Genomic DNA, 24,081 nt, shown 5'->3' with positions numbered 1-24,081 from the left:
TTGCTACGAACGTCTGTGTATTAGTACAGACGAACGGCGCGGCGCTGTTCGCGCTGAACTTTCTTGGCGTGACGCTTAACAGCGGCTGCTGCTTTACGCTTACGCTCAGAAGTTGGCTTCTCGTAAAATTCGCGGCTACGAACTTCAGCCAGTACACCGGCTTTTTCGCAGGAGCGCTTGAAACGACGCAGAGCTACGTCGAAGGGTTCGTTCTCTTTAACTTTGACGGCTGGCATCCAGAGCTACCTTCTTTCATTACCGGGATCAACGTTCTCGTCGCAAACAATTCGCGGCTGAGGTCGTCGGTTTTTAAGGGTTGCGGATGTTAACCCCTCATTGCCCGGAATGCAAAGCCTCTGATCGAAAACCGCTAGTCGGGAGGGGGAGCGGCGACTATTATGCGCGCCTTCGAATTCAGCCTCTACAAGGCGCAAACCCATGCTAGTACTGGGACTTGAAACCTCCTGCGACGAAACCGGTGTCGCACTTTATGACAGTGAACGCGGGCTCTTGGCCGACGCACTGTTCAGTCAGATCGACCTGCACCGTGCTTATGGCGGCGTGGTGCCGGAGTTGGCCAGCCGCGATCACGTCAAGCGCATGCTGCCGTTGATTCGCCAGGTGCTGGATGAGGCCGGCTGTGTGCCAACCGAGATCGACGCCATTGCCTACACCGCAGGCCCCGGATTGGTCGGAGCCCTGCTGGTTGGGGCCTCTTGCGCCCAGGCCCTGGCGTTTGCCTGGGGCATTCCGGCGCTCGGTGTACACCACATGGAAGGCCATTTGCTGGCGCCCATGTTGGAAAAAACACCGCCTGAGTTCCCGTTCGTCGCTTTGTTGGTTTCCGGCGGCCATACGCAGCTCGTTCAGGTGGACGGCATCGGCCAATACACCCTGCTGGGTGAATCCCTGGATGACGCGGCCGGTGAAGCCTTCGACAAAACCGCGAAGATGATGGGCCTCAATTATCCCGGTGGCCCGGAAATCGCCCGTCTCGCCGAAAAAGGCGTTGCCGGCCGCTATACCTTCCCGCGTCCGATGTGCGATCGCCCGGGCCTGATGTTCAGCTTCAGCGGTTTGAAAACCTCCGCGCTGAACACCTGGCAGCAGAGCGTCAGCGCCGGGGACGACGGCGAGCAAGCCCGTTGCGACATCGCACTGGCATTCCAGCAGGCCGTGGTGGAGACTTTGACCATCAAGTGCAAGCGCGCCCTGAAACAGGCGGGTATGAAGCGCCTGGTGATCGCAGGCGGCGTCAGTGCCAACAAGGCGTTGCGTGCTTCGCTGGAAAAAATGCTCGGCGACATGAAGGGCGATGTGTTCTACGCACGCCCCGAGTTCTGCACCGACAACGGCGCGATGATCGCCTACGCCGGTTGCCAGCGCCTGCAGGCCGGGCAGCATGAAAGCCTGGCGATCAGCGTGCAGGCACGCTGGCCGATGGAGCAGCTTTCACCGTTGTAAGGGGGCAGCCTGGGCCGGGTTCATCGACGGTATTTAAAAATGCCGTTCGCGCCCGGCAAACAGGTCGCGTAAATTGCCCCGGTGGCGCCAGACGATCAGCAGTGTCAGCACGCTCATCGGCAACAGCGCTGCCGGTTCCTGCCAGGCCAGTAGCGGCAGGGTCAGGGGCGTTGCGATCAGCGCGGCGAGCGAGCTGGTGCGGGTCAGGTAGAACGTCAGCAGCCAGGCGAGCACGGCCAGCAATGCGGCGGGTGGGTAGATCCCCAGCAACATGCCGGCCGCCGTCGCTACACCTTTGCCGCCGCGAAAGCGGAAGTACAGTGGAAACAGATGGCCCAGGACGGCGCACACGCCAATCCAGGCTTGTTGTTGCAGGGTAAGGCCGGCGAGGTGGGCGATCAGCACGGGCAGCAGGCCCTTGCACAGGTCGCCGAGCAGGGTCAGCACCGCGAGCTTTTTGCCGGCCAGGCGCAACATATTGGTGGCGCCGGCATTGCCTGAGCCACTCATTCGCGGGTCGGGATTTCCCGTCAGGCGGCTGAGCAAAATGGCGAAGGACAGCGAGCCGAGCAGGTAGGCGAGAATCGCCAGTGACCAAAACATGCTAACTATTCCGGGCGAGGACGCCCTGATTCTAACGGGGCATCGCGCCCTTGTCGTGCTGCGGAGAAGAGTGCTTGGACAGAGTGTTTATCGAAGGCCTGGAAGTCGACACCGTGATCGGGGCCTACGACTGGGAGCGCGGCATCAAGCAATGCCTGCGCCTGGACCTGAGTTTCGCCTGGGATAACCGCCCGGCCGCCGCCGGTGACGACCTGACCCTGGCCCTGGATTACGCCAGCGTGTCCGCACGCATCCAAGCCTTTGCCGAGCAATCCCAGTTCCAGCTGGTAGAAACCTTCGCCGAACGCCTGGCCGAAGTGCTGATGAGTGAATTCCAGATTCCCTGGCTGCACCTCAAGTTGACCAAGCCAGGGGCCGTGCCGGCTGCCAGGGGCGTGGGCGTGGAGATCGAGCGCGGATGTCGCTAACTCAGGTTTACCTTGGCCTTGGCAGCAACATCGAGCGCGAGTCTCACCTTTGCGCCGGCCTTGATGCATTGGCGAGTTTCTTGACGGATGTGCGCTGCTCGGCGGTGTTCGAAAGCCAGCCGGTCGGTATCAAGAGCGGGCCGTTCTTCAATCTGGTGGTCTCGGCCTGCACCGACCTGTCGTTGATGGAGCTGGATCGCCGATTGAAATTCATCGAGGCCGACAATGGCCGCTATGCGCCGGATCGCAAGGGGTTGCCGCTGGATATCGACGTGCTGTTGTACGGCGACCTTGTGGGCAATTTCGATGGGCTGATCCTGCCCCGTGCCGAAATCCTGAAAAACGCCTTTGTGCTGTGGCCGTTGTCGTTGATGGCGCCGGAACGCGTACACCCGGAAGCGGGCAAAACCCTGGCCGAACTGTGGCGTGATGCGCAAATCGACCAAGTGCTGGCGCCTGTTGCGTTCGAATGGCAGGGCCAGCAACTGACCCCGACCACCCTGATCTCTGCGCCAAACGCACCCCTGTAGTAGCCCGGCATGCGGGCGATGGCAATCCTACGGACGCTATCGCCGGCAAGCCGGACTCCTACGGGGCGTGGTGTTCCTTGTAGATTTTGAGTGCCTTGAGCCTTTCGCGCTTCAGCGCTTCGCCCAATTCCGGGCCTTTGAAACCTTTCTCCAGCAGTGGCGCAACGGCGACTTCGCGGGCAGCCTTCGCCGCACCACGCAAATAATCTGCCTGTGGGTAACTACGCTGCTCAAGCCCCTTGCGACCCCGCGCATCCATCTCGCACGCCACCACAAACTCCTCAAAGCGTTGCGGCCGACGGTACACGTCGAAACTCTGCAGTAACTCCAGCAGCGTCGAGGCCCTCAGCTCCAAGGCACGATGGCCATGGGTGTGATATTGGCCCACCAGCAGCGCCAGTTCCTGACAATCCCTTGGGACTTTAAAACGTTCGTTGACCGCCTTGATCAGCTTCAAACCTGTGTGTTCATGGGCAATATGCTGCGGCAACTTATCCACAGGTGTCAGGCCTTTGCCCACGTCATGCAGCAGACAAGCCCAGCGCACGGTCAGCGGTTGTTTATGCAGGGCAGCCTGTTCCAGCACGCTTAACGTATGCACGCCGGTGTCTATTTCCGGGTGATGGATTTCGGGTTGTGGCACGCCAAACAGCGCATCGACTTCGGGCATCAGGGTTTTCAGGGCGCCGCAGTCACGCAGTACCTGGATAAACACCTGTGGCTGATCTTCCATCAGGGCGCGGGAGATTTCCTTCCAACTGCGCTCGGGTGTCAACGCCTCAAGCTCGCCAGATTCGCTGAGTTGACGCATCAGCGCCAGGGTATCCGGCGCGACCGTAAACCCAAGGTGGGCATAGCGTGCTGCAAAGCGGGCAACGCGCAGCACTCGTAGTGGATCTTCGGCGAACGCGGGGGATACGTGGCGCAGAATGCGGGCGTCAAGATCGCGCTTGCCGTGATAGGGGTCCGTCAGGATGCCGTCGTCATCCTCTGCCATCGCGTTGATAGTCAGGTCACGACGAATCAGGTCTTCTTCCAGGGTTACTTCTGGGCTGGCATGAAACACAAAGCCGCCATAGCCCCGGCCGCTCTTGCGTTCGGTACGGGCGAGGGCGTATTCCTCGCCGTTCTTAGGGTCCAGGAACACCGGGAAGTCAGCGCCGACCGGCTTGTAGCCTTTGTCGAGCATCTCTTCAGCCGTCGCGCCCACGACAACGCGGTCGATATCGGTGACCTTGATGCCCAGCAGGCGGTCACGCACGGCACCGCCGACTTTGTAGATTTTCATGAAAAAGCCTCCATTAGCGGCACAGGATACCGCCTGTGACTGGCCAATGGAGGCTTTGCAGTTTCAGAGATGAACGACGGCCAGGTCCAGGCGGCCGTAGTCGTTGTCGTTGTGATCGGTGCGCGGTGGTACGTGATGGGTTTTCATGACCTGGTCGCCCTGCAGGGTCTCCAGGTGAATATCGAACCCCCACAGGCGATGCAGGTGCTTGAGTACCTCCTCGGTAGATTCGCCCAAGGGTTTGCGGTCGTGCTGCTGGTGGCGCAGGGTCAGCGAGCGGTCGCCGCGCACATCAATGCTGTAGATCTGCACATTGGGCTCACGGTTGCCCAGGTTGTACTGCGCCGCCAGGGTTTCACGGATGGTGCGGTAGCCGGGTTCGTCGTGGATGGCGGGCACCACCAGGTCATCTTTAAGGTCGTCATCAAGGATGCTGAACAGCTTGAGGTCACGAATCACCTGGGGTGACAGGTACTGCAGGATGAAACTCTCGTCCTTGAAGCTGCTCATGGCGAACTTGATGGTCGACAGCCAGTCGCTGCCGGCGATCTCCGGGAACCAGCGGCGGTCTTCTTCGGTAGGGTGCTCGCACATGCGGCGAATGTCGCGGTACATGGCAAAGCCCAGTGCATACGGGTTGATACCGTTGTAGTACGGGCTGTCGAAGCCTGGCTGGAACACCACACTGGTGTGGGAGGTCAGGAACTCCATCATGAAGCCGTCGGTGACCAGGCCTTCGTCGTACAGGTCGTTCATCAGCGTGTAGTGCCAGAACGTGGCCCAGCCTTCGTTCATCACCTGGGTCTGGCGCTGTGGATAAAAGTATTGGGCGATCTTGCGCACGATGCGCACGATTTCCCGTTGCCAAGGCTCAAGCAGTGGCGCGTGTTTTTCCAGGAAATACAGGATGTTTTCCTGAGGTTCGGCGGGGAAGCGAGCGTTGTCCTTGTCGCTGTTCTTGCCTGTCTTTTTAGGAATGGTGCGCCACAGGTCATTGATCTGTTTCTGCAGATGCTCCTCGCGCTCCTTCTGGCGCAGACGTTCTTCCTCGGCAGAGATCGGGTAGGGGCGCTTGTAGCGGTCCACGCCGTAGTTCATCAGGGCATGGCAGGAGTCGAGCAGGTCTTCCACTGCATCGATACCGTGGCGTTCCTCGCATTGCATGATGTACTGCTTGGCGAACACGAGGTAATCGATGATCGAGCTGGCGTCGGTCCAGGTGCGGAACAGGTAGTTGCCCTTGAAGAAGCTGTTATGCCCGTAGCAGGCATGGGCCACTACCAGTGCCTGCATGCAGATGGTGTTTTCTTCCATCAGGTAGGCGATGCACGGGTCGGAGTTGATCACGATCTCGTAGGCCAGGCCCATCTGGCCGCGGCTGTAGGACTTTTCGGTGCTGAGGAAGTGTTTGCCGTAGGACCAGTGGTGGTAGCCCAAGGGCATGCCGACGGAGGCGTAGGCGTCCATCATCTGTTCGGCGGTGATCACTTCGATCTGGTTGGGATAGGTGTCCAGGGCATAACCCGCCGCGATGCGGCTGATTTCCCGGTCGTAGGCCTGGATTAGCTCGAAGGTCCACTCGGACCCTGTGGAGATCGGTTGGCGTTTTTGCTCTTTTTTGGCGGTCATGTCACTAACCTGCGCTGGAAGAGTTCACGGAAGACCGGGTAGATATCGCCGGCCGAGACCAGTTGCTGCTGGGCGAACGTGTCGGCAAAGGCTTCGCCGATGCGCTCGTATTCGAACCACAGGGCCTGGTGCTCACGGGGGGTGATTTCAACGTACGTGTAGTACTGCACAAATGGCATGATCTGGTTGATCAGGATGTCGCGGCAGATCGGCGAGTCGTCGTTCCAGTTGTCGCCGTCGGAGGCCTGGGCCGCGTAGATGTTCCACTCGTTGGCGGGGTAGCGCTCGGCCATGATCTCCTGCATCAGTTTCAATGCGCTGGAAACGATGGTGCCGCCGGTTTCCCTCGAGTAGAAAAACTCTTCTTCGTCCACTTCCCGGGCGCTGGTGTGATGGCGGATGAACACCACATCGATCTTGTCGTAGTTCCGCTTGAGGAACAGGTACAGCAGGATAAAGAAGCGCTTGGCAATGTCCTTGGTGGCCTGGGTCATGGAGCCGGACACGTCCATCAGGCAGAACATCACCGCCTTGGAGCTGGGGTTGGGCTGTTTGACCAGCAGGTTGTACTTCAGGTCAAAGGTGTCGAGGAACGGCACGCGATGAATGCGCGCACTGAGTTTCTCGATTTCGGCTTCGATTTCCTGGATATCACCGAAGTTGTCCGGTTCTTCGCGTTTCAAGCGTGCCAGCTCTTCCTTGGCCTCCTTCAGCTTTGCGCGGCTGCTGCCGGACAGGGCGATGCGCCGTGCGTGGGCCGAGCGCAGCGTGCGGATGATATTGATGCGGGACGGGTTGCCTTCGTTGCTGATCCCGGCGCGCACGGTCTTGAAGGTGTCGGTGCCGGTCAGGTTGCGTTTGACCAGGTTGGGCAGCTCCAGGTCTTCGAACATGAATTCGAGGAATTCTTCCTGGGTGATCTGGAACACGAACTCATCCATGCCCTCGCCGGAATTGCCGGCCTTGCCCGGGCCCTTGCCGCCGCCTCCGCCCTGGGGCCGCTGGATATGTTCGCCGGTGGTGAATTCCTTGTTGCCGGGGTGCACGACGGTCTGTTTGCCGCCCCGGCCATGGTGCAGCACCGGTTCGTCGATGTCCCGGCCAGGAATGCTGATCTGTTCGCCATGTTCCATGTCGGTGATGGAACGGCGGCTCACGGCCTCTTCCACGGCCTTTTTGATGTGGTCACGGTAACGGCGCAGGAAACGCTGGCGGTTTACCGTGCTCTTGTTCTTGCCATTGAGGCGTCGGTCGATCACATAGCTCATGGGGAGCCCTCCGGGCAGCTTCACGTTACAAGCTTCACGCTACGCGCTGGAAGCTTAGAGACAAGCGGTCAGCTGCCGGGCGCTTGGCCCGGCAGTGCACGCCTGTGGCTGCCTTACTGCGATTTGCGCACCCGCAGGTACCACTCGGAGAGCAACCGTACCTGTTTGTCGGTGTAGCCACGCTCGACCATTCGTGTGACGAAGTCGTTGTGTTTTTGCTGATCCTCCTTGCTGGCCTTGGCGTTGAAGCTGATGACCGGCAGTAGATCCTCGGTGTTGGAGAACATTTTCTTCTCGATGACCACCCGCAGTTTCTCGTAGCTGAGCCAGGTGGGGTTCTTGCCGTTGTTGTTGGCACGGGCGCGCAGCACGAAGTTGACGATCTCGTTGCGGAAATCCTTCGGATTGCTGATGCCGGCCGGTTTCTCGATTTTCTCCAGTTCTTCGTTGAGGGCCACGCGGTTGAGGATTTCGCCGGTTTCCGGGTCGCGGTATTCCTGGTCCTGGATCCAGAAGTCGGCGTACAGCACGTAGCGGTCGAAGATGTTCTGGCCGTACTCGCTGTAGGACTCCAGGTACGCCGTCTGGATTTCCTTGCCGATGAACTCGATGTAGCGCGGCGCCAGGTATTCCTTGAGGAAGCGCAGGTAGCGTTCACGGGTTTCGGCCTGGAATTGCTCCTGTTCGATCTGCTGTTCCAGCACGTAGAGCAGGTGCACCGGGTTGGCGGCAATCTCGTGCGGGTCGAAGTTGAAGACCTTGGACAGGATCTTGAACGCGAACCGTGTCGAGAGGCCGTTCATCCCCTCGTCCACGCCGGCACTGTCGCGGTATTCCTGGATCGACTTGGCCTTGGGGTCGGTGTCCTTGAGGTTTTCGCCGTCGTACACGCGCATCTTCGAGTAGATGTTCGAGTTCTCCGGCTCCTTGAGGCGCGACAGCACCGTGAACTGGGCCAGCATCTTCAGGGTGTCGGGCGCGCAGTGAGCCTTGGCCAGGGAGCTGTTGAACAGCAGCTTGTCGTAGATCTTGATCTCATCGCTGACCCGCAGGCAGTACGGCACCTTGACGATGTAGATCCGGTCGATGAAAGCTTCGTTGTTCTTGTTGTTGCGGAAAGTGTGCCATTCCGACTCGTTGGAGTGGGCCAGCAGGATCCCGGTGAACGGAATCGCGCCCAAGCCCTCGGTGCTGTTGTAGTTGCCTTCCTGGGTGGCGGTGAGCAGTGGGTGCAGCACCTTGATCGGTGCCTTGAACATCTCCACGAACTCCATCAGGCCTTGGTTGGCCCGGCACAGTGCGCCCGAGTAGCTGTAGGCGTCGGCGTCGTTCTGTGGGAATTCTTCCAGTTTGCGGATATCGACCTTGCCCACCAGCGCCGAGATGTCCTGGTTGTTCTCGTCGCCCGGTTCGGTCTTGGCCACGCCAATCTGGTTGAGGATCGACGGGTAGAGCTTGACCACGCGGAACTGGCTGATATCGCCGCCGAACTCGGCCAGGCGCTTGGTGGCCCAGGGCGACATGATGGTGTTGAGGTAGCGCCGTGGGATACCGAAGTCCTCTTCGAGGATCGCGCCATCTTCCGTGGCGTTGAACAACCCCAAAGGCGATTCGAAAACCGGAGAACCCTTGATGGCGTAGAAGGGCACCTTCTCGATCAGTTGTTTGAGCTTTTCGGCCAGGGACGACTTGCCGCCGCCGACGGGGCCGAGCAGATAGAGGATCTGTTTCTTCTCTTCCAGGCCTTGGGCGGCATGGCGGAAGTAGGAGACGATCTGGTCGATGCATTCTTCCATGCCGTGGAAGTCTTCAAAGGCCGGGTAGCGCCGGATCACCTTGTTGGAGAATATTCGCGACAGGCGCGAATTGTTCGAGGTGTCTACCAGCTCCGGCTCGCCAATTGCCAGCAGCAGGCGTTCGGCGGCAGACGCGTAGGCACTGCGGTCCTGTTTGCACAGTTCGAGATACTCTTGCAGCGTGAGTTCTTCTTGCCGTGTGGACTCGAAGCGTTGTTGGAAGTGGCTAAAAATACTCATGACGTCGTCACCTCGCTCGATACGTGGAGCCGACGCCGGATCAATCAGTCGATGCTGGCAGTCATTGGCGATCGCCAATGGCCGTTTTCCCCCCAGAACACCCTGAAACGCTACCGATGACCCGCACGCCGGTGTACCGGCTCTCCCCTGATTCGGATGGCCTGCGCTTAAGGATAGTTCGGAATCGGGGAGGTCAAGGCGCGATGCGTAATTAGTTTGGCTGCGCCGTTCGTCAGAAACGGCGCGAGGCCAAGCGTCACGCGGGGTAGCGGGGTGTGAAAAAAATTATTGCGAATCGCCGGAGGCAATTTCCGCAGGATACGTCGTACGCCACAGCTCAAAGCCGCCGTCCAGGCTGTAGACGTCGGAGAAGCCCTGGCTGATCAGATAAGCCGCTGCGCTCTGGCTGGAATTGCCGTGGTAGCAGGCGACGATCACGGGCGCATCGAGGTCGGCGGCGCGAATGAAATCGGCAATGTTGACGTTGTCCAGGTGCTGGGCGCCCTTGATGTGGGCCGCCACGTAAGTCGGCTGGTCGCGGATATCGACCACCACGGCACCTTGTTCGCGCAGGGCCTGGGCTTGTTCGGGGGGGATACGTTTGAATTCGCTCACGGGGGCTCCTAGGGCTTGGCGGCCGGCAGGGTAACGGAAAGGGGAGATTCGCACTGGCAGCTCAGGCGCTCGCCAGTGTCGATGTTCATCAGGGTCATGGCGCCGCCCCACACGCAACCGGTGTCGAGGGCAAATACGCCGGGCTCTTCGCACTGGCCTTCCAGGGCCGCCCAGTGACCGAAGATGATCTGTGTGTCGCGGGTCTTGCGTTCTTTATGCGCGAACCATGGCTTGTAGCCCGGCAGCGCCGTGTCGGCGCCTTCCTTGCTCTTGAGGTCCAGCTTGCCTTCAGCGGTGCAGAAGCGCATGCGCGTGAAGTAGTTGGTGATGACGCGCAGGCGGGTCACGCCCGTGAGATCGTTATCCCACTTCACGGGCTCGTTGCCGTACATGCCGTCGAGGTAGGTGGCGTACAGGTTGTCATCAGCCAGGGCGCTTTCGACTTCGGCCGCGCACTTGAGTGCCTTCTTCAACGTCCACTGTGGCGGGATACCGGCATGGACCAAGGCCATGTTGCGCGCTTCGTCGTAATGCATGAGCTTTTGCCGGCGAACCCAGTCGAGCAACTCGGCACAGTCCGGCGCTTCGAGGATTTCCCGCAGGGTGTCACCCTTTTTCAGGCGCTCGATGTTTTTGCCGACAGCCAACAGGTGCAGGTCATGGTTGCCCAGTACACACACCAAGGCATCGCGCAGGCTATAGAGGTAGCGCAGGGTTTCCAGGGATTGCGGACCGCGGTTGACCAGGTCGCCGACCAGCCACAGGCGGTCCTTGGCCGGGTCGAAGGCAACCCGCTCCAGCAGGCACTTGAGAGGTTTCAGGCAGCCTTGCAGGTCGCCGACCGCGTACGTCGCCATCAGTGCAGGGCTCCGGGCACGGCGAGGCGGAAAGGCGCAATGACCGCATCGAACAGTTGGCCATCGGTGGCCTTCATCTGATACGAACCTTGCATGGTGCCGACTTTGGAGGTCATGACCGTGCCACTGCTGTAGGTATGGCTGGCGCCGATGTCGATCAAGGGTTGCTGGCCAACCACACCGGCACCGCGCACTTCCTCGACCTGGCCGTCACCGTCGGTGATCACCCAGTGGCGCGATAGCAGCTTGGCAGGCATCAGGCCGTTGTTCTTCACCGTGATGGTGTAGGCAAAGGCAAAGCGGTTCTGTTCAGGTTGCGATTGGTCCGCCAGGAAGCGGGTGACGACGCTGACGTCGATCTGGTAGCGAGGATCGGACATGCAAGAGGCCTTAAAAGCAAAAGCGGAGGACAGCAGATGCGGGTCAGTCTAGGCCATCAGCCGGGCACTAGGCCAGACATGCTATCTGGCCTGGTGTGCACATCCTTGTAGGAGCCGGCTTGCCGGCGATAGCGATCTTGAGGACGCCATCGCCGGCAAGCCGGCTCCTACACGGTTATTCAGCGGCTGGGGCGGGCTGGATCGCCAGCTGGTCAGCCAGGCGTACGAATGCGGCGAGGTCCAGTTGCTCCGGGCGCAGGCTGCCGTCTACACCGGCGGCTTCGATTTCAGCGTTGCTCAGCAGCGCCTTGAGCGTGTTGCGCAAGGTCTTGCGGCGCTGGTTGAACGCTTCACGCACCACCCGCTCCAGCAGGCGATGGTCCTTGGCTGGGTGCGGCAGTACGGCGTGAGGCACCAGGCGCACGATGGCCGAGTCGACCTTCGGCGGCGGGTTGAACGCACCTGGGCCGACGTTGAACAGGTGCTCTACGCGGCAGTGGTATTGAACCATGATCGACAGGCGACCCCAGTCACCGCCGCCAGGGCCTGCGGCCAAACGCTCAACCACTTCCTTTTGCAGCATGAAGTGCATGTCGCGGATGATCCCGGCGTTGTTGAGCAGGTGGAAAATCAACGGCGTGGAGATGTTGTATGGCAGGTTACCCACGACCCGCAGGCTGTTGGGCGCGGCGTTGAGGGTGTTGAAGTCGAACTTCAGCGCATCGCCCTGGTGCAGGTTGAAGTTGGGTTTGCCGGCGAACTGCTGGTTGAGGATCGGGATCAGGTCCTTGTCCAGCTCAACCACGTCCAGTTGGCCACCGCTGGCCAGCAGGCCTTGGGTCAGCGCGCCCTGGCCCGGGCCGATTTCCAGCAGGCGGTCGTCGGGCTTGGCATGGATGGAGCGCAGGATGCGGTCGATTACGCCCGCATCGTGCAGGAAGTTTTGCCCGAAGCGCTTGCGCGCCCGGTGTTGGTAATGCTCAGTCATATACGGGTCTCGGCCATCTGATAGGCGGTTTCCAGGGCCACGTGCAGGCTGCCGGTATCGATCTTGCCGCTGCCCGCCAGGTCCAGGGCAGTGCCGTGGTCGACGGAGGTGCGGATGATCGGCAGGCCCAGTGTCACGTTGACTGCGGCGCCGAAGCCTTTGTACTTCAGCACGGGCAGCCCCTGGTCATGGTACATCGCCAGCACTGCGTCGCAGTGCTCCAGATATTTGGGGGTAAACAGAGTGTCCGCAGGCAGTGGGCCACGCAGGTCCATGCCTTCTTGGCGCAGGCGCTCTAATGTTGGTTCAATGATGTCAATTTCTTCATGGCCCAGGTGGCCACCTTCACCGGCATGGGGGTTGAGCCCGCAGACTAGGATGCGTGGCTGGGCGATGCCGAATTTCTGTTGCAGGTCGGCGTGCAGGATGCGCGTCACGCGTTCCACGCGCTCGGCGGTGATCGCATCGGCGATGTCCCGCAGCGGCAGGTGCGTGGTCACCAGGGCCACGCGCAGCCCCCGAGTGGCCAGCATCATCACCACTTGTTCGGTGTGGGTCAGCTCGGCGAGGAATTCGGTATGACCGGAGAAAGCAATGCCGGATTCGTTGATCACGCCCTTGTGGACCGGCGCGGTGATCATGCCGGCAAAGGTGCCGTCGATGCAGCCTTGGCCTGCCCGTGTCAGGGTTTCCAGCACAAAGGCCGCGTTGGCCTTGTCCAGTTGCCCGGCAACGACCTTGGCCTGCAATGGGGTGTCCCATACGTACAAGCTGCCTGCCGGAGCGGGCAGATCGGGCCAATTGCCCGGTGCTGCGTCCAGCAAATTGACAGCCACACCCAGTTGCGCGGCCCGCTCAAGGAGCAGGTCGCGGCTGGTAATGGCAATCAGGGGATGTGGCTGGGGTTGCGAGGCGAGCAGCAGGCACAGGTCTGGACCAATGCCGGCTGGCTCGCCGGGTGTCACCGCGAAACGCTGAGGTTTCACTGGGCTGCCTGATCGGCGCCTGTTTGCTCGGCGGCGGGCAGCTTGTTTTCCACGTAGGCTTCGTCGCGGATCTGACGCAACCAAGTCTGCAGCTCTTCGTCGTATTTGCGGTTGCGCAGTACGGTGAGTGCTTGCTGCTCGCGGGCTTGAGCGGTGTTGTCAGTGGCGCGACGGCCAAGGACTTCCAGCACATGCCAGCCGTATTGGGTCTTGAACGGCTTGGACAGAACACCTTGCGGGGTCTTGGCCATGACGTCCTGGAACTCCGGCACCAGCGCTTTCGGGTCGATCCAGTTCAGGTCGCCGCCGTTGAGGGCAGAACCCGGGTCTTCCGAGAAGCTTTTGGCCAGGGTCGCGAAGTCTTCACCGCCTTCGATGCGGTCATAGATCTTCTGGGCCAGTTCCTTGGTTTGGGCTTCGGTGCGGATTTCGCTTGGTTTGACCAGGATATGACGAACATGCACTTCGTCTTTCAGCGAGTTCTCGCCGCCGCGCTTGCCCAGCAACTTGAGGATGATGAAGCCGCCCGGTGTACGTGCAGGCTGGGTGATATCACCCACGCTCATGGCGCTCAGCTCACGGTCGAACGGAGGTGGCAGTTGAGCCGCCTTGCGCCAGCCCATGTCGCCGCCGTCCAGGGCGTTGTCACTGCCGGAAACGGCAATGGCTGTCTGGGCGAAGTCGGCACCGGCTTTCAGGCGGTCATAGACAGCCTGGGTTTTTGCGGCAGCAGCGTTGAGTTGCTCGGCGCTGGCGCTGTCCGGGGTCGCGATCAGGATATTGGCCAGGTGCAGCTCTTCGGAGAGCTGCATCTTGCCGAGGTCGGAAGCCAGGAAGTTCTTCACTTCCTGCTCGGACACCTGCACACGTTCAGCCACACGGCGCTGACGCACACGGCTGATGATCATTTCGCGCTTGATCTGGTCACGGGCGTCCTCGTAGGACAAGCCGTCGTGGGCCAGGGCGGCGCGGAACTGGTCGATGCTCATGTTGTTGCGTTGAGCAATAGTGCCCACCGCCTGGTTCAACTCTTCGTCCGAAATACGGATGCCGGAGCGCTCGCCGATCTGCAGTTGCAGGTTCTCGACGATCAGGCGTTCCAGAACCTGAGGTTCCAGCACGCTGGTCGGTGGAACGCCACCACCGCGCTTGGCGATGGTTTGCTGAACTTCCTTGACCCGTTGGTCCAGTTGGCTCTGCATGATTACGTCGTTATCGACGATGGCTGCCACTTTATCCAGTTGCTGAACCGCAGCGTGTGCCGAAACAGTACCCAGGAACAGCGCGCCCAGCACTAGCGGGCGCAAGCAATCAGAAAGCTTGGTCTTCACGTTCACGATAACCTTCAATGCCTTTGTCGAGGAAGCTCTCTACCTTGGCGCCGGTCAGGCCGCCGAGTCCTTTGAGGACGATCTGGAAGAAGAGCCCGTGGTCACCCTTTTCGTTCAACGGGGCGATCTGAGTGTATTCGTCGTTGGAAACCCAATAACGGTTGATCACGCGAAGTTTCCAGCAGCAGTTGTCGTACTCGAAACCACCGAAGGCTTCCAGGGTACGGTTGCGGGCATAGTCATACTGCCAGCGGGTGATCAGGTTCCACTGGGGAACGATCGGCCACATCATCGAGAAGTCGTGTTGCTGGATTTTGTAGTAATCCTTCACGAAGTTCGGATCGCCCGGGCTGCCGTAGTCGCCACCAAACTGCCACTTGCCGGTCAGCTGGTTGTACACCACCTGGTCGTTGCGGTAGCGGTAGCCGACGTTGATAACCTTGTTCGGGTTGTCTTCTGGCTGGTAGTGGAACATCGCGCTGCCGGAACGAGGGCTGTGGTTCTCGGTGTCCCAGTTGTAGTCGGCAGTGGCGCGCCAGTCGCGGTTGAAGCGGAACTCGTAGTCCAGGGCGATTGGCGACACGTCGGTGTTCGCATCGGCACGGTCGGCCGCCAGGATGCCTGGCAGTTGAACCTGGCGATCCTTGAAGTACAGCGCCTGGCCCACGGATACACGCTGACGTTCGAAGCCGTTGTCTTCGATCCAGCGGCTGGTCAGGCCCAGCGACAGTTTGTTTTCGTCACCGATCCGGTCGTTACCGCTGAAGCGGTTGTCGCGGAACAGCGAGGCGTAGCTGAACGAGTACTCACTGGTGTCGAAGACCGGAATGTCGCTTTGGTCCTTGTTCGGCACATACAGGTAGAACGCGCGCGGCTCGAGGGTCTGGCGATAGTCTTTGCCGAACCAGTTGGTGTTGCGGTCGAAGTACAGGCCGCTGTCGACGCTGGCAACTGGAACTGCACGGTCCTGGGAGCTGCTGAAGCTGCCACCGGCATACGGGTTGGCAGCAGTCGAGGCCGCTTGCGCCGCGATGATCTGGTTCTTGCCGATGCTGTCCAGGTCAAGATCGTACTTGGTGTAGACGTACTTGAGCTTCGGCGTGACGAAGCCGTAGGTCCAGTTCATCGGGTATTCGACGGCCGGTGCCACGTTCAGGCGCGTACCGTTTGCACGGGTCAGGCCGGTCACGTAGGTGTCCAGGCGTGGCGAAACCAGGCCGTTCTCGTCGGTGAAGTTGCCGTTTTCCAGGTCACGCTCGAAACGCACCGCTTCAGTTTCATAGCTGAAGTTCAAGCCACCCGGGTGGAATGGCAGTTGGCCGTTGAAGGTGATCTGCGGCAGGCGGTCATACGGCGTGATCTGGGAGATCGTTGCCAGCTGATAGGCCTGCAGGTTCAGGCGTGCCTGGTAGGAGTCACCGCGATAGGTCACGGAACCCTGCTGGTTGATGTAGTCCTGGCTGCGCACACCTTCCTGGAAGGACTTGAGGTCCTGGAAGTAGTAAGGGTCGCTGATATTGGTGTAGTCGACCTGGGTCAGTACACGCGAATCCAGCCCGCCCTTGTGTTGCCAGTTGAGCATGTAGCGAGTTTTCTCGTAGTCGGTCTGGCCTTTACGCTCGCTGTTGTCGTCGTTCAGGTACGCACCGCCCACCTGGCCTTCGCTGGACTTGGTGAGGTAGCGGAATTCGCCTTCCATCAACAGGCCGCGCTTGGTCATGTATTGCGGGTACAACGTGGCGTCGTAGTTGGGCGCCAGGTTGAAGTAGTACGGCGTCACCAGGGTGAAGCCGGTTTCGCCGCCTGTGCTGAAGCTTGGCGGCAGGAAGCCGGATTGGCGACGATCGTCGATCGGGAAATAGATGTAAGGGGTGTAGAGGATCGGAATGTTCTTGATCCGCAACGTCGCGTTGGTGGCTGTACCGAAACCGGTGGCCGGGTTCAACGTGATGTTGTTGCCCTTGAGCTGCCAGGCGTTGCTGTCTGGCTCGCACGTGGTGTATGTGCCGTCCTTGAGACGGATGATCGCGTTTTCGGCACGCTTGGCGTACAGCGCGTTGCCGCGGATACGCGACTTGTGCAGGACGTATTCGGCGTTGTCGATCTGGGCGGCGCCGGTGTCGAGCTGGACCTGGGCGTGGTCGCCCACGATCAGGGCGCCGTTGTCGCGCAGACGGACATTGCCGTTCAGCTCACCACGGCTCTCGGCCTGATACAGGCTGGCTTCCTGAGCCTCCAGCTGCATGCTGCCCTGGCGCATGACAACGTCACCGGCCAGGGTCGCGACTTGTTGTTCCTGCTCGTAACGAGAAGCCTTGGCACCGATGAAGGTCGGCGCATCGCTCTTGTTCGTCTTGTCGTTCATGCCAGGGCGCGTCGGCTCGATGTACGCACCGCCGCAATAAGGACCGGTTTCAGCCAGTTGGGCTGCGGTCAGCTTCTCGCGAGGCACCCAGTCCAGATGGCTGTAGTCGGCGCTGCGCGAACGCAGGCCACGGCCCTTGGACTCGGTGACCAGTGCGGTCTGCGGTCCGGCATCGGCTTTGCCGCCAGCGTCGGTTTGCGCCGTGCTGGTGGCCGAGCTGACGGCAGCGCCGTCATGCACAGGACGCGGTGGCAAAGGGGCAGCGGCGGTTTTCGGCGCGCAATCCCAGGCACCCGAAGCAGAGACTGAGCAGTCATACTGTTCCGCGGCGACCACGAATGAGGTGGCGAAAGGTTGCATGGCCAGCAGACTGCCGGTTACCAGCAACGGAAATTTTCTACGAAACGCGGGGGATTTCAATGCCATCTTATTAGTCCGGGCTTCCTGCGTGCCATCTGCCCGCGGTGTGGGCCGCACGCCTCTCGATGGTCTGAAAAAGATGCGTGATAATAAAGCATGACCCGCTTGACGGCTAGCGCCGTCGGAGACCCTTGTAATGCCCGAGCAAGATCTACGTTTACAACAGCTGGAAGTCTGGCTGGATGAGCAGTTGCCGATCCTTTTCAATGCCCAGGGTTGGGGTGCCGTCCCCCCGGCTACATTGACCGCGGCCAGCAGCGACGCGAGTTTCAGGCGGTATTTCCGCTGGGAAGGCGGGGACCACACGTTCATCGTGATGGACGCGCCACCCCCCCAGGAAAACTGCAAACCCTTCGTCGATATCGCCCATTTGCTCGCGAAATCGGGAATAAATGTGCCAAAAATTTACGCAGAAGATTTGCCGCGCGGCTTTCTTTTGCTCAATGACCTGGGCCGAAAAACCTATCTGGACGTAATTGACGACAAAAACGCCGATCAATTGTTTGCCGATGCCATCGATAGCCTGCTGGCTTTCCAGCAATTGCCGATGGACGCGCCGTTGCCCAGCTATGACGTCGCCTTGCTGCGGCGTGAGCTTGAATTGTTTCCGGAGTGGTACGTGCGTCGCCACTTGGGTATCGAACTGGATACCCGGCAACAGACACTGTGGCAGCGTGTCAGCGATCAACTGATCGACAGTGCCCTGGCGCAACCCAAGGTGCTGGTGCACCGCGACTACATGCCGCGCAACCTGATGATCAGCGAGCCGAATCCCGGCGTGCTGGACTTCCAGGATGCGGTCTATGGCCCGGTGACCTACGACATCACCTGCTTGTTCAAGGACGCATTCCTCAGTTGGCCGGCGGTTCGTGTGCGTGAATGGCAGCACGGTTATTGGCAGCGCGCGCAGCAGGCCGGTATTGCAGTGCAGGCGGACTTCGACGAGTTCCTGCGTGCCAGCGACTTGATGGGCGTACAGCGTCATCTCAAGGTCATCGGCATTTTCGCGCGCATCTGCCACCGTGATGGCAAGCCACGCTACCTGGCGGACGTACCGCGCTTCTTTGCTTATATAGAAGCGGTGCTTGCCGACCGCCCGGAGCTGAGTGACTTGGCCGAGCTGCTGACCAGCCTGCGTGCTCCCGCCGAGGCCGGTGTATGAAGGCCATGATCCTGGCAGCCGGCAAAGGCGAGCGCATGCGCCCGCTCACCTTGCACACGCCCAAGCCGTTGGTGCAGGCCGGTGACAAGCGCTTGATCGAGTATCACCTGGAGGCGCTGGCCAAGGCCGGCTTCACCGATATCGTGATCAACCATGCGTGGCTGGGTCAGCAGATTGAAAGCTACCTGGGCGACGGTGCCCAGTTCGGCTTGCGCATCCAGTACTCGCCCGAAGGTGAGCCTTTGGAAACCGGTGGCGGGATATTCCAGGCACTCCCTTTGTTGGGTGATGAGCCGTTCCTGGTGGTCAATGGCGACATCTGGACCGACTACGACTTTACCCGGTTGCGCCAGCCGCTTGAGGGCCTGGCCCATCTGGTGATGGTGGACAATCCGGCGCATCACCCGTCGGGCGGTGATTTCTATCTGGATCAGGGTTTGCTTCATGATGCCGCGCCCGGTGCCGATAACCTGACCTTCAGTGGCATTTCAGTGCTCGACCCCCAGTTGTTCGCGGGTTGCAGCGCAGGTGCCTTCAAGCTGGCGCCGCTGTTGCGTGCGGCCATGGCTAAAGGTCTGGTAACGGGGGAGCACATGGCGGGACGCTGGATTGATGTCGGCACGCTGGAACGCTTGGCGCAAGTCGAAGCCTTGCTGACTGCGGAGCAATAAGATGTTGTGGCCAGGGACGCTGATCGGCGCCGGGGCTGGCTTTGCCATTGCCAGTATTCCGGGGGCCTTGTTGGGGGCTTTGTTGGGCCAGGCGCTGGACCGTCGCCTGCAACTGCAGAGTTGGGCGCAGTTGCGCGAGCGCTTGGGCGGGCGCCCGGCACTGCGCAACGACGAACTGCTGTTTGTGCTGCTGGGGCGCCTGGCGAAAAGCAATGGTCGGGTGGCCGACGGGCATATTCAGCAAGCGCGACAAGAGATGCGTTCGTTGGACATGACCGAGTCGGCCCAGCGTCGCGCCATCACGGCTTTCAATCGTGGCAAGTCAGGCACCGACCGCGTGCGCAGCTACCTGCGTGTGCTCAAGGCCCAACCCCATGCCGCCGAAGGCGTATTGCGTGCATGCTGGCGTATGGCCTGGGCCGACGGCAGGGCGGATGACGCCGAGCGCGACCTGATCGACCTATGGGGCAAGTGGCTGGGTTGGACACCGCAACAGCTTCAAGCGCTGGCTGCCGACTTCGCGCCGGAGCGCAAACCCTTGGTCAATCGTAACGCGACTTACCAGGACGCGCTTCGCGTGCTGGGTGTGACGGCCACCACCGAGCCTTCGGCCATCAAGCGCGCTTACCGGCGCCTGCTCAGCCGTCACCATCCGGACAAGATCGCCGGCAGTGGCGCCAGCCCCGCGCAAGTGCGTGAGGCCACCGAGCGGACCCGCGAGCTGCATAACGCCTACGCGTTGATTCGCGAGCGTCGGGACTTTCGCTAGCTGCCGAATGCGGCCCTGGAAACCCAATCTCCCTGTAGGGGCCGGCAAGTCGGCTCCTACAGGGGGGGGGCGGGGTTCAATCCGCCTGGAGTTGCGGGCTCAACCAACCGCGAATCCGCCGATACAACTGCTCTTGCTCGGCCGAACTATTGCCGGGCAAGGTCGTGAGCGACACCTGCTTATAACCCGTATTCTTCGTGCGCTTGGCCGCCTGCCCACGCTCCAGGGCGGTTTTGCGCGCCTGGGTGTCGTCCAGATAGAAGACGTCGGCCGTGGGTACCTTCAAGGCTGGCGCCAGCTGCTGCAGGCTAGGCTCACGCGCCGCAGGGGTCTTGCCGGCCACCATTACCAGCTTCTGCACCTGGGTTGGCTGCTTTTCACTCAGGTAGCGCGCCGCCCACCAGGCACCGGTGCCATGGCCGAGCAGCACTACGTTGCGCGCACTGTGGGTTTGTGCAAACGCGACGGCAGCATCGATGCGGTCGAAGATGCGTTTGGCGTCGGTCTTGTCCTGCTCATCCGTGCCGGGCACCACCGCCGGGTCCGTCCCTTCGGCCTCGGCACTGGCGGCCTGTTCGATGGGCTTGGCGGCGGTGCTGCCTTCTTTACTGCTGGTGTCGACGGCGGCCTTGGGTGCTTCGATGACGCGAGGCGGCAGGGTATCCAGGCTCATGTCGGGCAGTGACAGGCTGAGGGTGCCCCAGTCGGCGTCCGGTAATTTGCGCCGCAACGGTGCGATTGCTTGCGGCCAGTCAGCACTTTCCCCGGCGCCCGGTACGATAATCACCACCCCTTCGGGCTCGGCGCTGTTGGCCGGTTTCCACAGGGCCAGGAACGAATCGCTGCCGGCTTGCAGTTGTTGCTGTTCCTGCTGCGGGATCTGCCGTTCAAGGGCGGTGGCGTCTTCCTGGCTGCGCTCGGGCAGAGGCTGGCGCTCAGCCGGTTTTTCGGCGCTAGGAGCGGGTGCGTCAGCCGCCTGAACAGAAAAGCCGCTGGTAAATAGCAGCGACAGGCACAATGCTGGCAGTGCCGAACGGTTTCGATGTGGCATCGTTATTTCCCGGCCAGAAGTGATTCCAGCAGCCTAATGGGTTGGTCAGTATTTGTCAGTGATGTGAGACGTGGATCATGGGTTTTCGCTGTCTGCTGGTTATCGGCTGCTTGTGCTTTGCCTTGATGGCAAGTGCCGCGCCTGCGCCTGTCGCGCCACAGGCGCAGCTCAATGCACAGCAACGTGAGTGGTTGGCCCAACACCCGGACCTGCGCGTTGGTCTGGTATTGCAAGCGCCTTACGCGCAATACGATCGGCGCTTGCAGCGCTTGTCCGGGGCCAACGTCGAGTTGATGCAGTCGCTGGCCAAGGCGCTGAACATCGAGCTGACCTGGCGCAACTTCCCGACCCAGGAGCAACTGGAGGCTGCCGTGCGTGAGGGCGAGGTGGACATCGCTCCCGGCCTGCAGCAAACCCCGGCCGGCCTGCGCCTGTGGTTGTTCACCGACCCTTACATGCGCGTGCCCCAGCACATCGTAGGGATTCGTGAAGGCGGTGCGGCGGTGGACCTGGAAAAACTCGACGAACAATCCCGAGTTGCCGTGCGCATGCCCAGTGCCGTTGCCGACTATTTGCGCAGCACCTACCCCAAGCTGAATGTGCAAGGCGTGCCCATGGAGCGCCAGGCGTTGCAGTTGCTGGTGAGCCAGCAGGCGCGCTACGCCGTGGTGGATGAGGCGCAGTTGAGCCGGTTGTCGGGCGAAGCGGAATTCGCCGGGCTGGCCGTGGTGGGCGATATTGGCCTGCCGCAGCTGTTGCGCGTCGCCACGCGGCGCGAATGGCCAGAGCTGGCGAGCATTATGCAGAGCGCCTTGCGTGCCATCCCCGCCCGCGACCTGGATCAACTGCACAGCCGCTGGCTGCAACCCAAGTACCCAAGGCTGTCGGAGTCTCCAGGCTTCTGGCAAAACCTGAGCCTGTTGTTGGGCCTGTTCCTGCTGGCCAGCCTGGCGGTGGTGTCCTGGCAACGCCGCCAGCAGCGCGTGCTGGAGCACAACCTGTTGGCGGCCCGGGAAGAAAGCGCGGCGCGCGCCGCCGGGGCCGAGGCGTTGCGGCTGACGCAGTTTTCCATTGACCAGAGCACCGTGGGCATCCTGTGGGTCAACTGGGACAGCCATGTGCGCTACGCCAACCTGGCTGCCGAAACCATGCTTGGCTATAAGCCTGGCGCGTTGATCGAGCGCCCGCTGATCGAGTTCGACCCGACCCTCACCATGGACCGCTGGCTCAACCTGTGGAAGCGCGCCCGTGCCAGCGAAGACGGGCCGCAGAGTTTTGCCACCAATTGCCTGCGCGCCGATGGCAGCGTGTTGCCGGCCGATGTGTCCTTGAGCTTCTTGCGTTATGGCGGTGGCGAATACCTGGTGGTGTACCTCAACGACGTCACCGAGCGCCGTCGTGCCTTGGCTGCCTTGCAGGAAAGTGAAGCGCGCCTGCAGGGCATCGCCGCCAACGTGCCCGGGCTGGTGTTCCGCCTGGAGCGCCTGCCGCGCAGCGACGCCATCGAGTTCGCGTACATCAGCCAAGGCAGCGAAGGCCTGGTCGGTTACTCGCCGTCGGTGCTCAGTGATCCCGCCATGGGGATCCGCAGCCTGGTGCACCCGGATGACCGCGCCAGTTATCACCGCACTCAAGACCAAGCCATCGAGACGGAAAGTAATTGGTCGTGGCAAGGGCGCATCCTTACCCGACTCGGGCAGCAGCGATGGGCCGACATCAAGGCCGTGACCCGCCGCCTGGACGACGGCACGGTGGTCTGGGACGGGATTGTCTGGGACATCAGCGAGAGCAAGCGCATCGAGCTGGAGCTGGATGCTTCCCGCGCACAGTTGCGCGAGTTGTCGGCCCACCTCGAAACCGTGCGCGAGGAAGAAAAGGCGCGCATCGCCCGTGAAGTGCACGACGAGCTGGGGCAGATGCTCACGGTGCTCAAGCTGGAAACCTCCATGTGCGAGCTGGCGTATGCACAACTCGACCCCGGGCTGCATGAGCGACTCAACAGCATGAAGCGTCTGATCGCCCAGTTGTTCCAGCTGGTGCGTGATGTGGCCACGGCGCTGCGTCCGCCGATCCTCGACGCGGGGATTGCCTCGGCCATCGAGTGGCAAGCGCGGCGTTTTGAGGCGCGCACGCAGATTCCTTGCCTGGTGCAAGTGCCGGATAACCTGCCGACCTTGAGTGATGCCAAGGCTATCGGCCTGTTTCGGATCCTGCAGGAAGCGCTGACCAATGTGATGCGCCACGCCCAGGCGCATACTGTGGAACTGACCCTGGTGGTAGAGGATAACGACTTGCGGCTGACCATCAGCGACGATGGCGTGGGTTTTGTCCAGGCCCAGGGGCGGCCAGTGTCGTTCGGCCTGGTCGGCATGCGTGAGCGGGTGCTGATCATGGGCGGTCAATTGAGCCTGGCGAGCGAGTTGGGGGAGGGCACCACCCTGAGCGTCACGGTGCCGCTGGATGCATAACGATAAGAGGAAACCCCTGTGATTCGCGTATTGGTAGCCGAAGACCACACCATCGTCCGTGAAGGCATCAAGCAGTTGATCGGCCTGGCCAAGGATCTGCAGGTGGTCGGCGAAGCCAGCAATGGCGAGCAGTTGTTGGAGACCTTGCGCCATGTGCCGTGCGAGGTGGTGTTGCTGGATATCTCCATGCCGGGTGTCAACGGCCTGGAGGCCATTGCGCGCATCCGTGCCTTGAACAATCCTCCGGCGATCCTAGTGTTGTCGATGCACGATGAGGCCCAAATGGCCGCGCGCGCCTTGAAGGTCGGTGCGGCGGGCTATGCCACCAAGGACAGTGACCCGGCACTGTTGCTGACGGCGATTCGCAAGGTGGCGGCGGGCGGGCGTTACATCGACCCGGACCTGGCCGACCGCATGGTGTTTGAAGTGGGCCTTACCGATACGCGGCCGCTGCATTCGTTGTTGTCCGAGCGTGAATTCTCGGTGTTCGAGCGCCTGGCCCAGGGCGCCAACGTCAACGACATCGCCCAGCAGTTGGCGCTGAGCAGCAAGACCATCAGCACCCACAAGGCGCGCTTGATGCAGAAGCTCAATATCACGTCATTGGCGGAACTGGTGAAGTACGCCATGGAACATAAACTCCTGTGATCCGCTGCACGGTCACCCCTTGTAGGAGCTGGCTTGCCAGCGATAGCACCCGCACGATCGCCATCGACCTTAAGGGCCTCATCGCCGGCAAGCCGGCTCCTACAGGGGGTGGTGTGTCTGTTTG

The 24,081-nt window shown here is 61.2% G+C and carries 22 protein-coding genes; 8 read left to right on the top strand and 14 right to left on the bottom strand.

The annotated features are described in order from the left end of the window. Nucleotides 1–20 precede the first annotated feature (20 nt). Nucleotides 21–236 carry a 30S ribosomal protein S21 gene (gene rpsU / locus M2394_RS08060; protein ID WP_002551877.1) on the bottom strand — a complete coding sequence of 72 codons (216 nt, stop codon included), beginning with the start codon at nt 234–236 and terminating at the stop codon, nt 21–23. Nucleotides 237–438: 202 nt separating this feature from the next. On the opposite strand from rpsU, the gene tsaD reads away from it, so the two are divergent. Continuing rightward, nucleotides 439–1,464, top strand: a complete 1,026-nt coding sequence (gene tsaD / locus M2394_RS08055) for a tRNA (adenosine(37)-N6)-threonylcarbamoyltransferase complex transferase subunit TsaD (protein WP_259172057.1) — start codon at nt 439–441, stop codon at nt 1,462–1,464. A gap of 33 nt (nt 1,465–1,497) precedes the next feature. Here tsaD and plsY read toward each other — a convergent pair whose 3' ends face one another. Next, entirely contained in the window at nt 1,498–2,067 is a 570-nt protein-coding gene (gene plsY / locus M2394_RS08050) for a glycerol-3-phosphate 1-O-acyltransferase PlsY (RefSeq protein WP_176996619.1), read from the bottom strand. Nucleotides 2,068–2,141: 74 nt separating this feature from the next. Here plsY and folB point away from each other — a divergent pair, with 74 nt between their 5' ends. Next, on the top strand, nt 2,142–2,495 hold the full coding sequence (gene folB / locus M2394_RS08045; RefSeq protein WP_176996618.1) for a dihydroneopterin aldolase: 354 nt from the start codon (nt 2,142–2,144) through the stop codon (nt 2,493–2,495). After that, the gene (gene folK / locus M2394_RS08040; RefSeq protein ID WP_259172056.1) at nt 2,486–3,025 is read left to right on the top strand and encodes a 2-amino-4-hydroxy-6-hydroxymethyldihydropteridine diphosphokinase; all 540 of its coding nucleotides are present in this window, start codon (nt 2,486–2,488) and stop codon (nt 3,023–3,025) included. Before folB ends, folK begins: the two co-directional genes overlap by 10 nt. Before the next feature lie 58 nt (nt 3,026–3,083). On the opposite strand, the gene M2394_RS08035 is transcribed toward folK, so the two are convergent. From M2394_RS08035 to M2394_RS07985, 11 genes are all read right to left on the bottom strand, one after another. Next, a complete protein-coding gene (locus M2394_RS08035; protein ID WP_259172055.1) occupies nt 3,084–4,313 on the bottom strand; it encodes a multifunctional CCA addition/repair protein in 1,230 nt (409 codons plus the stop codon). 63 nt (nt 4,314–4,376) lie between these two features. Beyond that, nucleotides 4,377–5,942: a SpoVR family protein gene (locus M2394_RS08030; RefSeq protein WP_178920235.1), complete on the bottom strand. Its 1,566-nt coding sequence runs from the start codon at nt 5,940–5,942 to the stop codon at nt 4,377–4,379. Then, nucleotides 5,939–7,210 carry a YeaH/YhbH family protein gene (locus tag M2394_RS08025; protein WP_016977872.1) on the bottom strand — a complete coding sequence of 424 codons (1,272 nt, stop codon included), beginning with the start codon at nt 7,208–7,210 and terminating at the stop codon, nt 5,939–5,941. Before M2394_RS08025 ends, M2394_RS08030 begins: the two co-directional genes overlap by 4 nt. A 113-nt stretch (nt 7,211–7,323) precedes the next feature. After that, nucleotides 7,324–9,246: a PrkA family serine protein kinase gene (locus M2394_RS08020; RefSeq protein WP_178920236.1), complete on the bottom strand. Its 1,923-nt coding sequence runs from the start codon at nt 9,244–9,246 to the stop codon at nt 7,324–7,326. Between the two features lie 285 nt (nt 9,247–9,531). Then, on the bottom strand, nt 9,532–9,861 hold the full coding sequence (gene glpE / locus M2394_RS08015; RefSeq protein ID WP_178920237.1) for a thiosulfate sulfurtransferase GlpE: 330 nt from the start codon (nt 9,859–9,861) through the stop codon (nt 9,532–9,534). A gap of 8 nt (nt 9,862–9,869) precedes the next feature. Next, the gene (locus M2394_RS08010) at nt 9,870–10,718 is read right to left on the bottom strand and encodes a symmetrical bis(5'-nucleosyl)-tetraphosphatase (protein ID WP_259172053.1); all 849 of its coding nucleotides are present in this window, start codon (nt 10,716–10,718) and stop codon (nt 9,870–9,872) included. Then, a complete protein-coding gene (apaG, locus tag M2394_RS08005) occupies nt 10,718–11,098 on the bottom strand; it encodes a Co2+/Mg2+ efflux protein ApaG (RefSeq protein ID WP_259172052.1) in 381 nt (126 codons plus the stop codon). The genes M2394_RS08010 and apaG overlap by 1 nt, the downstream gene beginning before the upstream one ends. A 175-nt stretch (nt 11,099–11,273) precedes the next feature. Beyond that, nucleotides 11,274–12,086, bottom strand: coding sequence for a 16S rRNA (adenine(1518)-N(6)/adenine(1519)-N(6))-dimethyltransferase RsmA (gene rsmA, locus M2394_RS08000; RefSeq protein WP_178920239.1), 813 nt, complete (start codon nt 12,084–12,086; stop codon nt 11,274–11,276). After that, a complete protein-coding gene (pdxA, locus tag M2394_RS07995; protein ID WP_176996608.1) occupies nt 12,083–13,072 on the bottom strand; it encodes a 4-hydroxythreonine-4-phosphate dehydrogenase PdxA in 990 nt (329 codons plus the stop codon). Before pdxA ends, rsmA begins: the two co-directional genes overlap by 4 nt. Next, nucleotides 13,069–14,409, bottom strand: a complete 1,341-nt coding sequence (locus M2394_RS07990) for a peptidylprolyl isomerase (RefSeq protein ID WP_176996607.1) — start codon at nt 14,407–14,409, stop codon at nt 13,069–13,071. The genes pdxA and M2394_RS07990 overlap by 4 nt, the downstream gene beginning before the upstream one ends. Next, the gene (locus M2394_RS07985) at nt 14,384–17,194 is read right to left on the bottom strand and encodes an LPS-assembly protein LptD (RefSeq protein WP_259172051.1); all 2,811 of its coding nucleotides are present in this window, start codon (nt 17,192–17,194) and stop codon (nt 14,384–14,386) included. Before M2394_RS07985 ends, M2394_RS07990 begins: the two co-directional genes overlap by 26 nt. Before the next feature lie 130 nt (nt 17,195–17,324). Between M2394_RS07985 and M2394_RS07980 the strand changes: the two genes are divergently transcribed. Genes M2394_RS07980 through M2394_RS07970 form a run of 3 tightly spaced genes read left to right on the top strand, consistent with a single transcriptional unit; the run spans nt 17,325 to nt 19,790 of the window. Beyond that, nucleotides 17,325–18,350 (top strand): aminoglycoside phosphotransferase family protein, encoded by a 1,026-nt coding sequence (locus M2394_RS07980; RefSeq protein WP_259172050.1) that lies wholly within the window; start codon nt 17,325–17,327, stop codon nt 18,348–18,350. After that, nucleotides 18,347–19,021: an N-acetylmuramate alpha-1-phosphate uridylyltransferase MurU gene (gene murU / locus M2394_RS07975; RefSeq protein ID WP_259172049.1), complete on the top strand. Its 675-nt coding sequence runs from the start codon at nt 18,347–18,349 to the stop codon at nt 19,019–19,021. Before M2394_RS07980 ends, murU begins: the two co-directional genes overlap by 4 nt. A gap of 1 nt (nt 19,022) precedes the next feature. Beyond that, nucleotides 19,023–19,790, top strand: a complete 768-nt coding sequence (locus tag M2394_RS07970) for a TerB family tellurite resistance protein (protein ID WP_259172048.1) — start codon at nt 19,023–19,025, stop codon at nt 19,788–19,790. Between the two features lie 76 nt (nt 19,791–19,866). Here M2394_RS07970 and M2394_RS07965 read toward each other — a convergent pair whose 3' ends face one another. After that, nucleotides 19,867–20,841, bottom strand: a complete 975-nt coding sequence (locus M2394_RS07965) for an alpha/beta hydrolase family protein (RefSeq protein WP_259172047.1) — start codon at nt 20,839–20,841, stop codon at nt 19,867–19,869. A gap of 77 nt (nt 20,842–20,918) precedes the next feature. On the opposite strand from M2394_RS07965, the gene M2394_RS07960 reads away from it, so the two are divergent. Next, nucleotides 20,919–23,309, top strand: a complete 2,391-nt coding sequence (locus M2394_RS07960; RefSeq protein WP_259172046.1) for a PAS domain S-box protein — start codon at nt 20,919–20,921, stop codon at nt 23,307–23,309. 18 nt (nt 23,310–23,327) lie between these two features. Then, a complete protein-coding gene (locus M2394_RS07955) occupies nt 23,328–23,957 on the top strand; it encodes a response regulator transcription factor (RefSeq protein ID WP_176996600.1) in 630 nt (209 codons plus the stop codon). The last annotated feature ends 124 nt before the right edge of the window (nt 23,958–24,081 follow it).

This window comes from Pseudomonas sp. BIGb0164 (assembly GCF_024810135.1).
Classification (GTDB): domain Bacteria; phylum Pseudomonadota; class Gammaproteobacteria; order Pseudomonadales; family Pseudomonadaceae; genus Aquipseudomonas.
The sequence above is the reverse complement of the archived record's forward strand: the minus strand, read 5'-3'. Positions and strand labels throughout refer to the sequence as shown.

Coding starts and splice junctions, on each gene's coding strand:
- rpsU (WP_002551877.1), bottom strand. CDS start 236: ATGCCAGCCGTCAAAGTTAAAGAGAACGAACCCTTCGACGTAGCTCTG.
- tsaD (WP_259172057.1), top strand. CDS start 439: ATGCTAGTACTGGGACTTGAAACCTCCTGCGACGAAACCGGTGTCGCA.
- plsY (WP_176996619.1), bottom strand. CDS start 2,067: ATGTTTTGGTCACTGGCGATTCTCGCCTACCTGCTCGGCTCGCTGTCC.
- folK (WP_259172056.1), top strand. CDS start 2,486: ATGTCGCTAACTCAGGTTTACCTTGGCCTTGGCAGCAACATCGAGCGC.
- M2394_RS08035 (WP_259172055.1), bottom strand. CDS start 4,313: ATGAAAATCTACAAAGTCGGCGGTGCCGTGCGTGACCGCCTGCTGGGC.
- M2394_RS08030 (WP_178920235.1), bottom strand. CDS start 5,942: ATGACCGCCAAAAAAGAGCAAAAACGCCAACCGATCTCCACAGGGTCC.
- M2394_RS08025 (WP_016977872.1), bottom strand. CDS start 7,210: ATGAGCTATGTGATCGACCGACGCCTCAATGGCAAGAACAAGAGCACG.
- M2394_RS08020 (WP_178920236.1), bottom strand. CDS start 9,246: ATGAGTATTTTTAGCCACTTCCAACAACGCTTCGAGTCCACACGGCAA.
- M2394_RS08010 (WP_259172053.1), bottom strand. CDS start 10,718: ATGGCGACGTACGCGGTCGGCGACCTGCAAGGCTGCCTGAAACCTCTC.
- apaG (WP_259172052.1), bottom strand. CDS start 11,098: ATGTCCGATCCTCGCTACCAGATCGACGTCAGCGTCGTCACCCGCTTC.
- rsmA (WP_178920239.1), bottom strand. CDS start 12,086: ATGACTGAGCATTACCAACACCGGGCGCGCAAGCGCTTCGGGCAAAAC.
- M2394_RS07985 (WP_259172051.1), bottom strand. CDS start 17,194: ATGGCATTGAAATCCCCCGCGTTTCGTAGAAAATTTCCGTTGCTGGTA.
- M2394_RS07980 (WP_259172050.1), top strand. CDS start 17,325: ATGCCCGAGCAAGATCTACGTTTACAACAGCTGGAAGTCTGGCTGGAT.
- murU (WP_259172049.1), top strand. CDS start 18,347: ATGAAGGCCATGATCCTGGCAGCCGGCAAAGGCGAGCGCATGCGCCCG.
- M2394_RS07970 (WP_259172048.1), top strand. CDS start 19,023: ATGTTGTGGCCAGGGACGCTGATCGGCGCCGGGGCTGGCTTTGCCATT.
- M2394_RS07965 (WP_259172047.1), bottom strand. CDS start 20,841: ATGCCACATCGAAACCGTTCGGCACTGCCAGCATTGTGCCTGTCGCTG.
- M2394_RS07960 (WP_259172046.1), top strand. CDS start 20,919: ATGGGTTTTCGCTGTCTGCTGGTTATCGGCTGCTTGTGCTTTGCCTTG.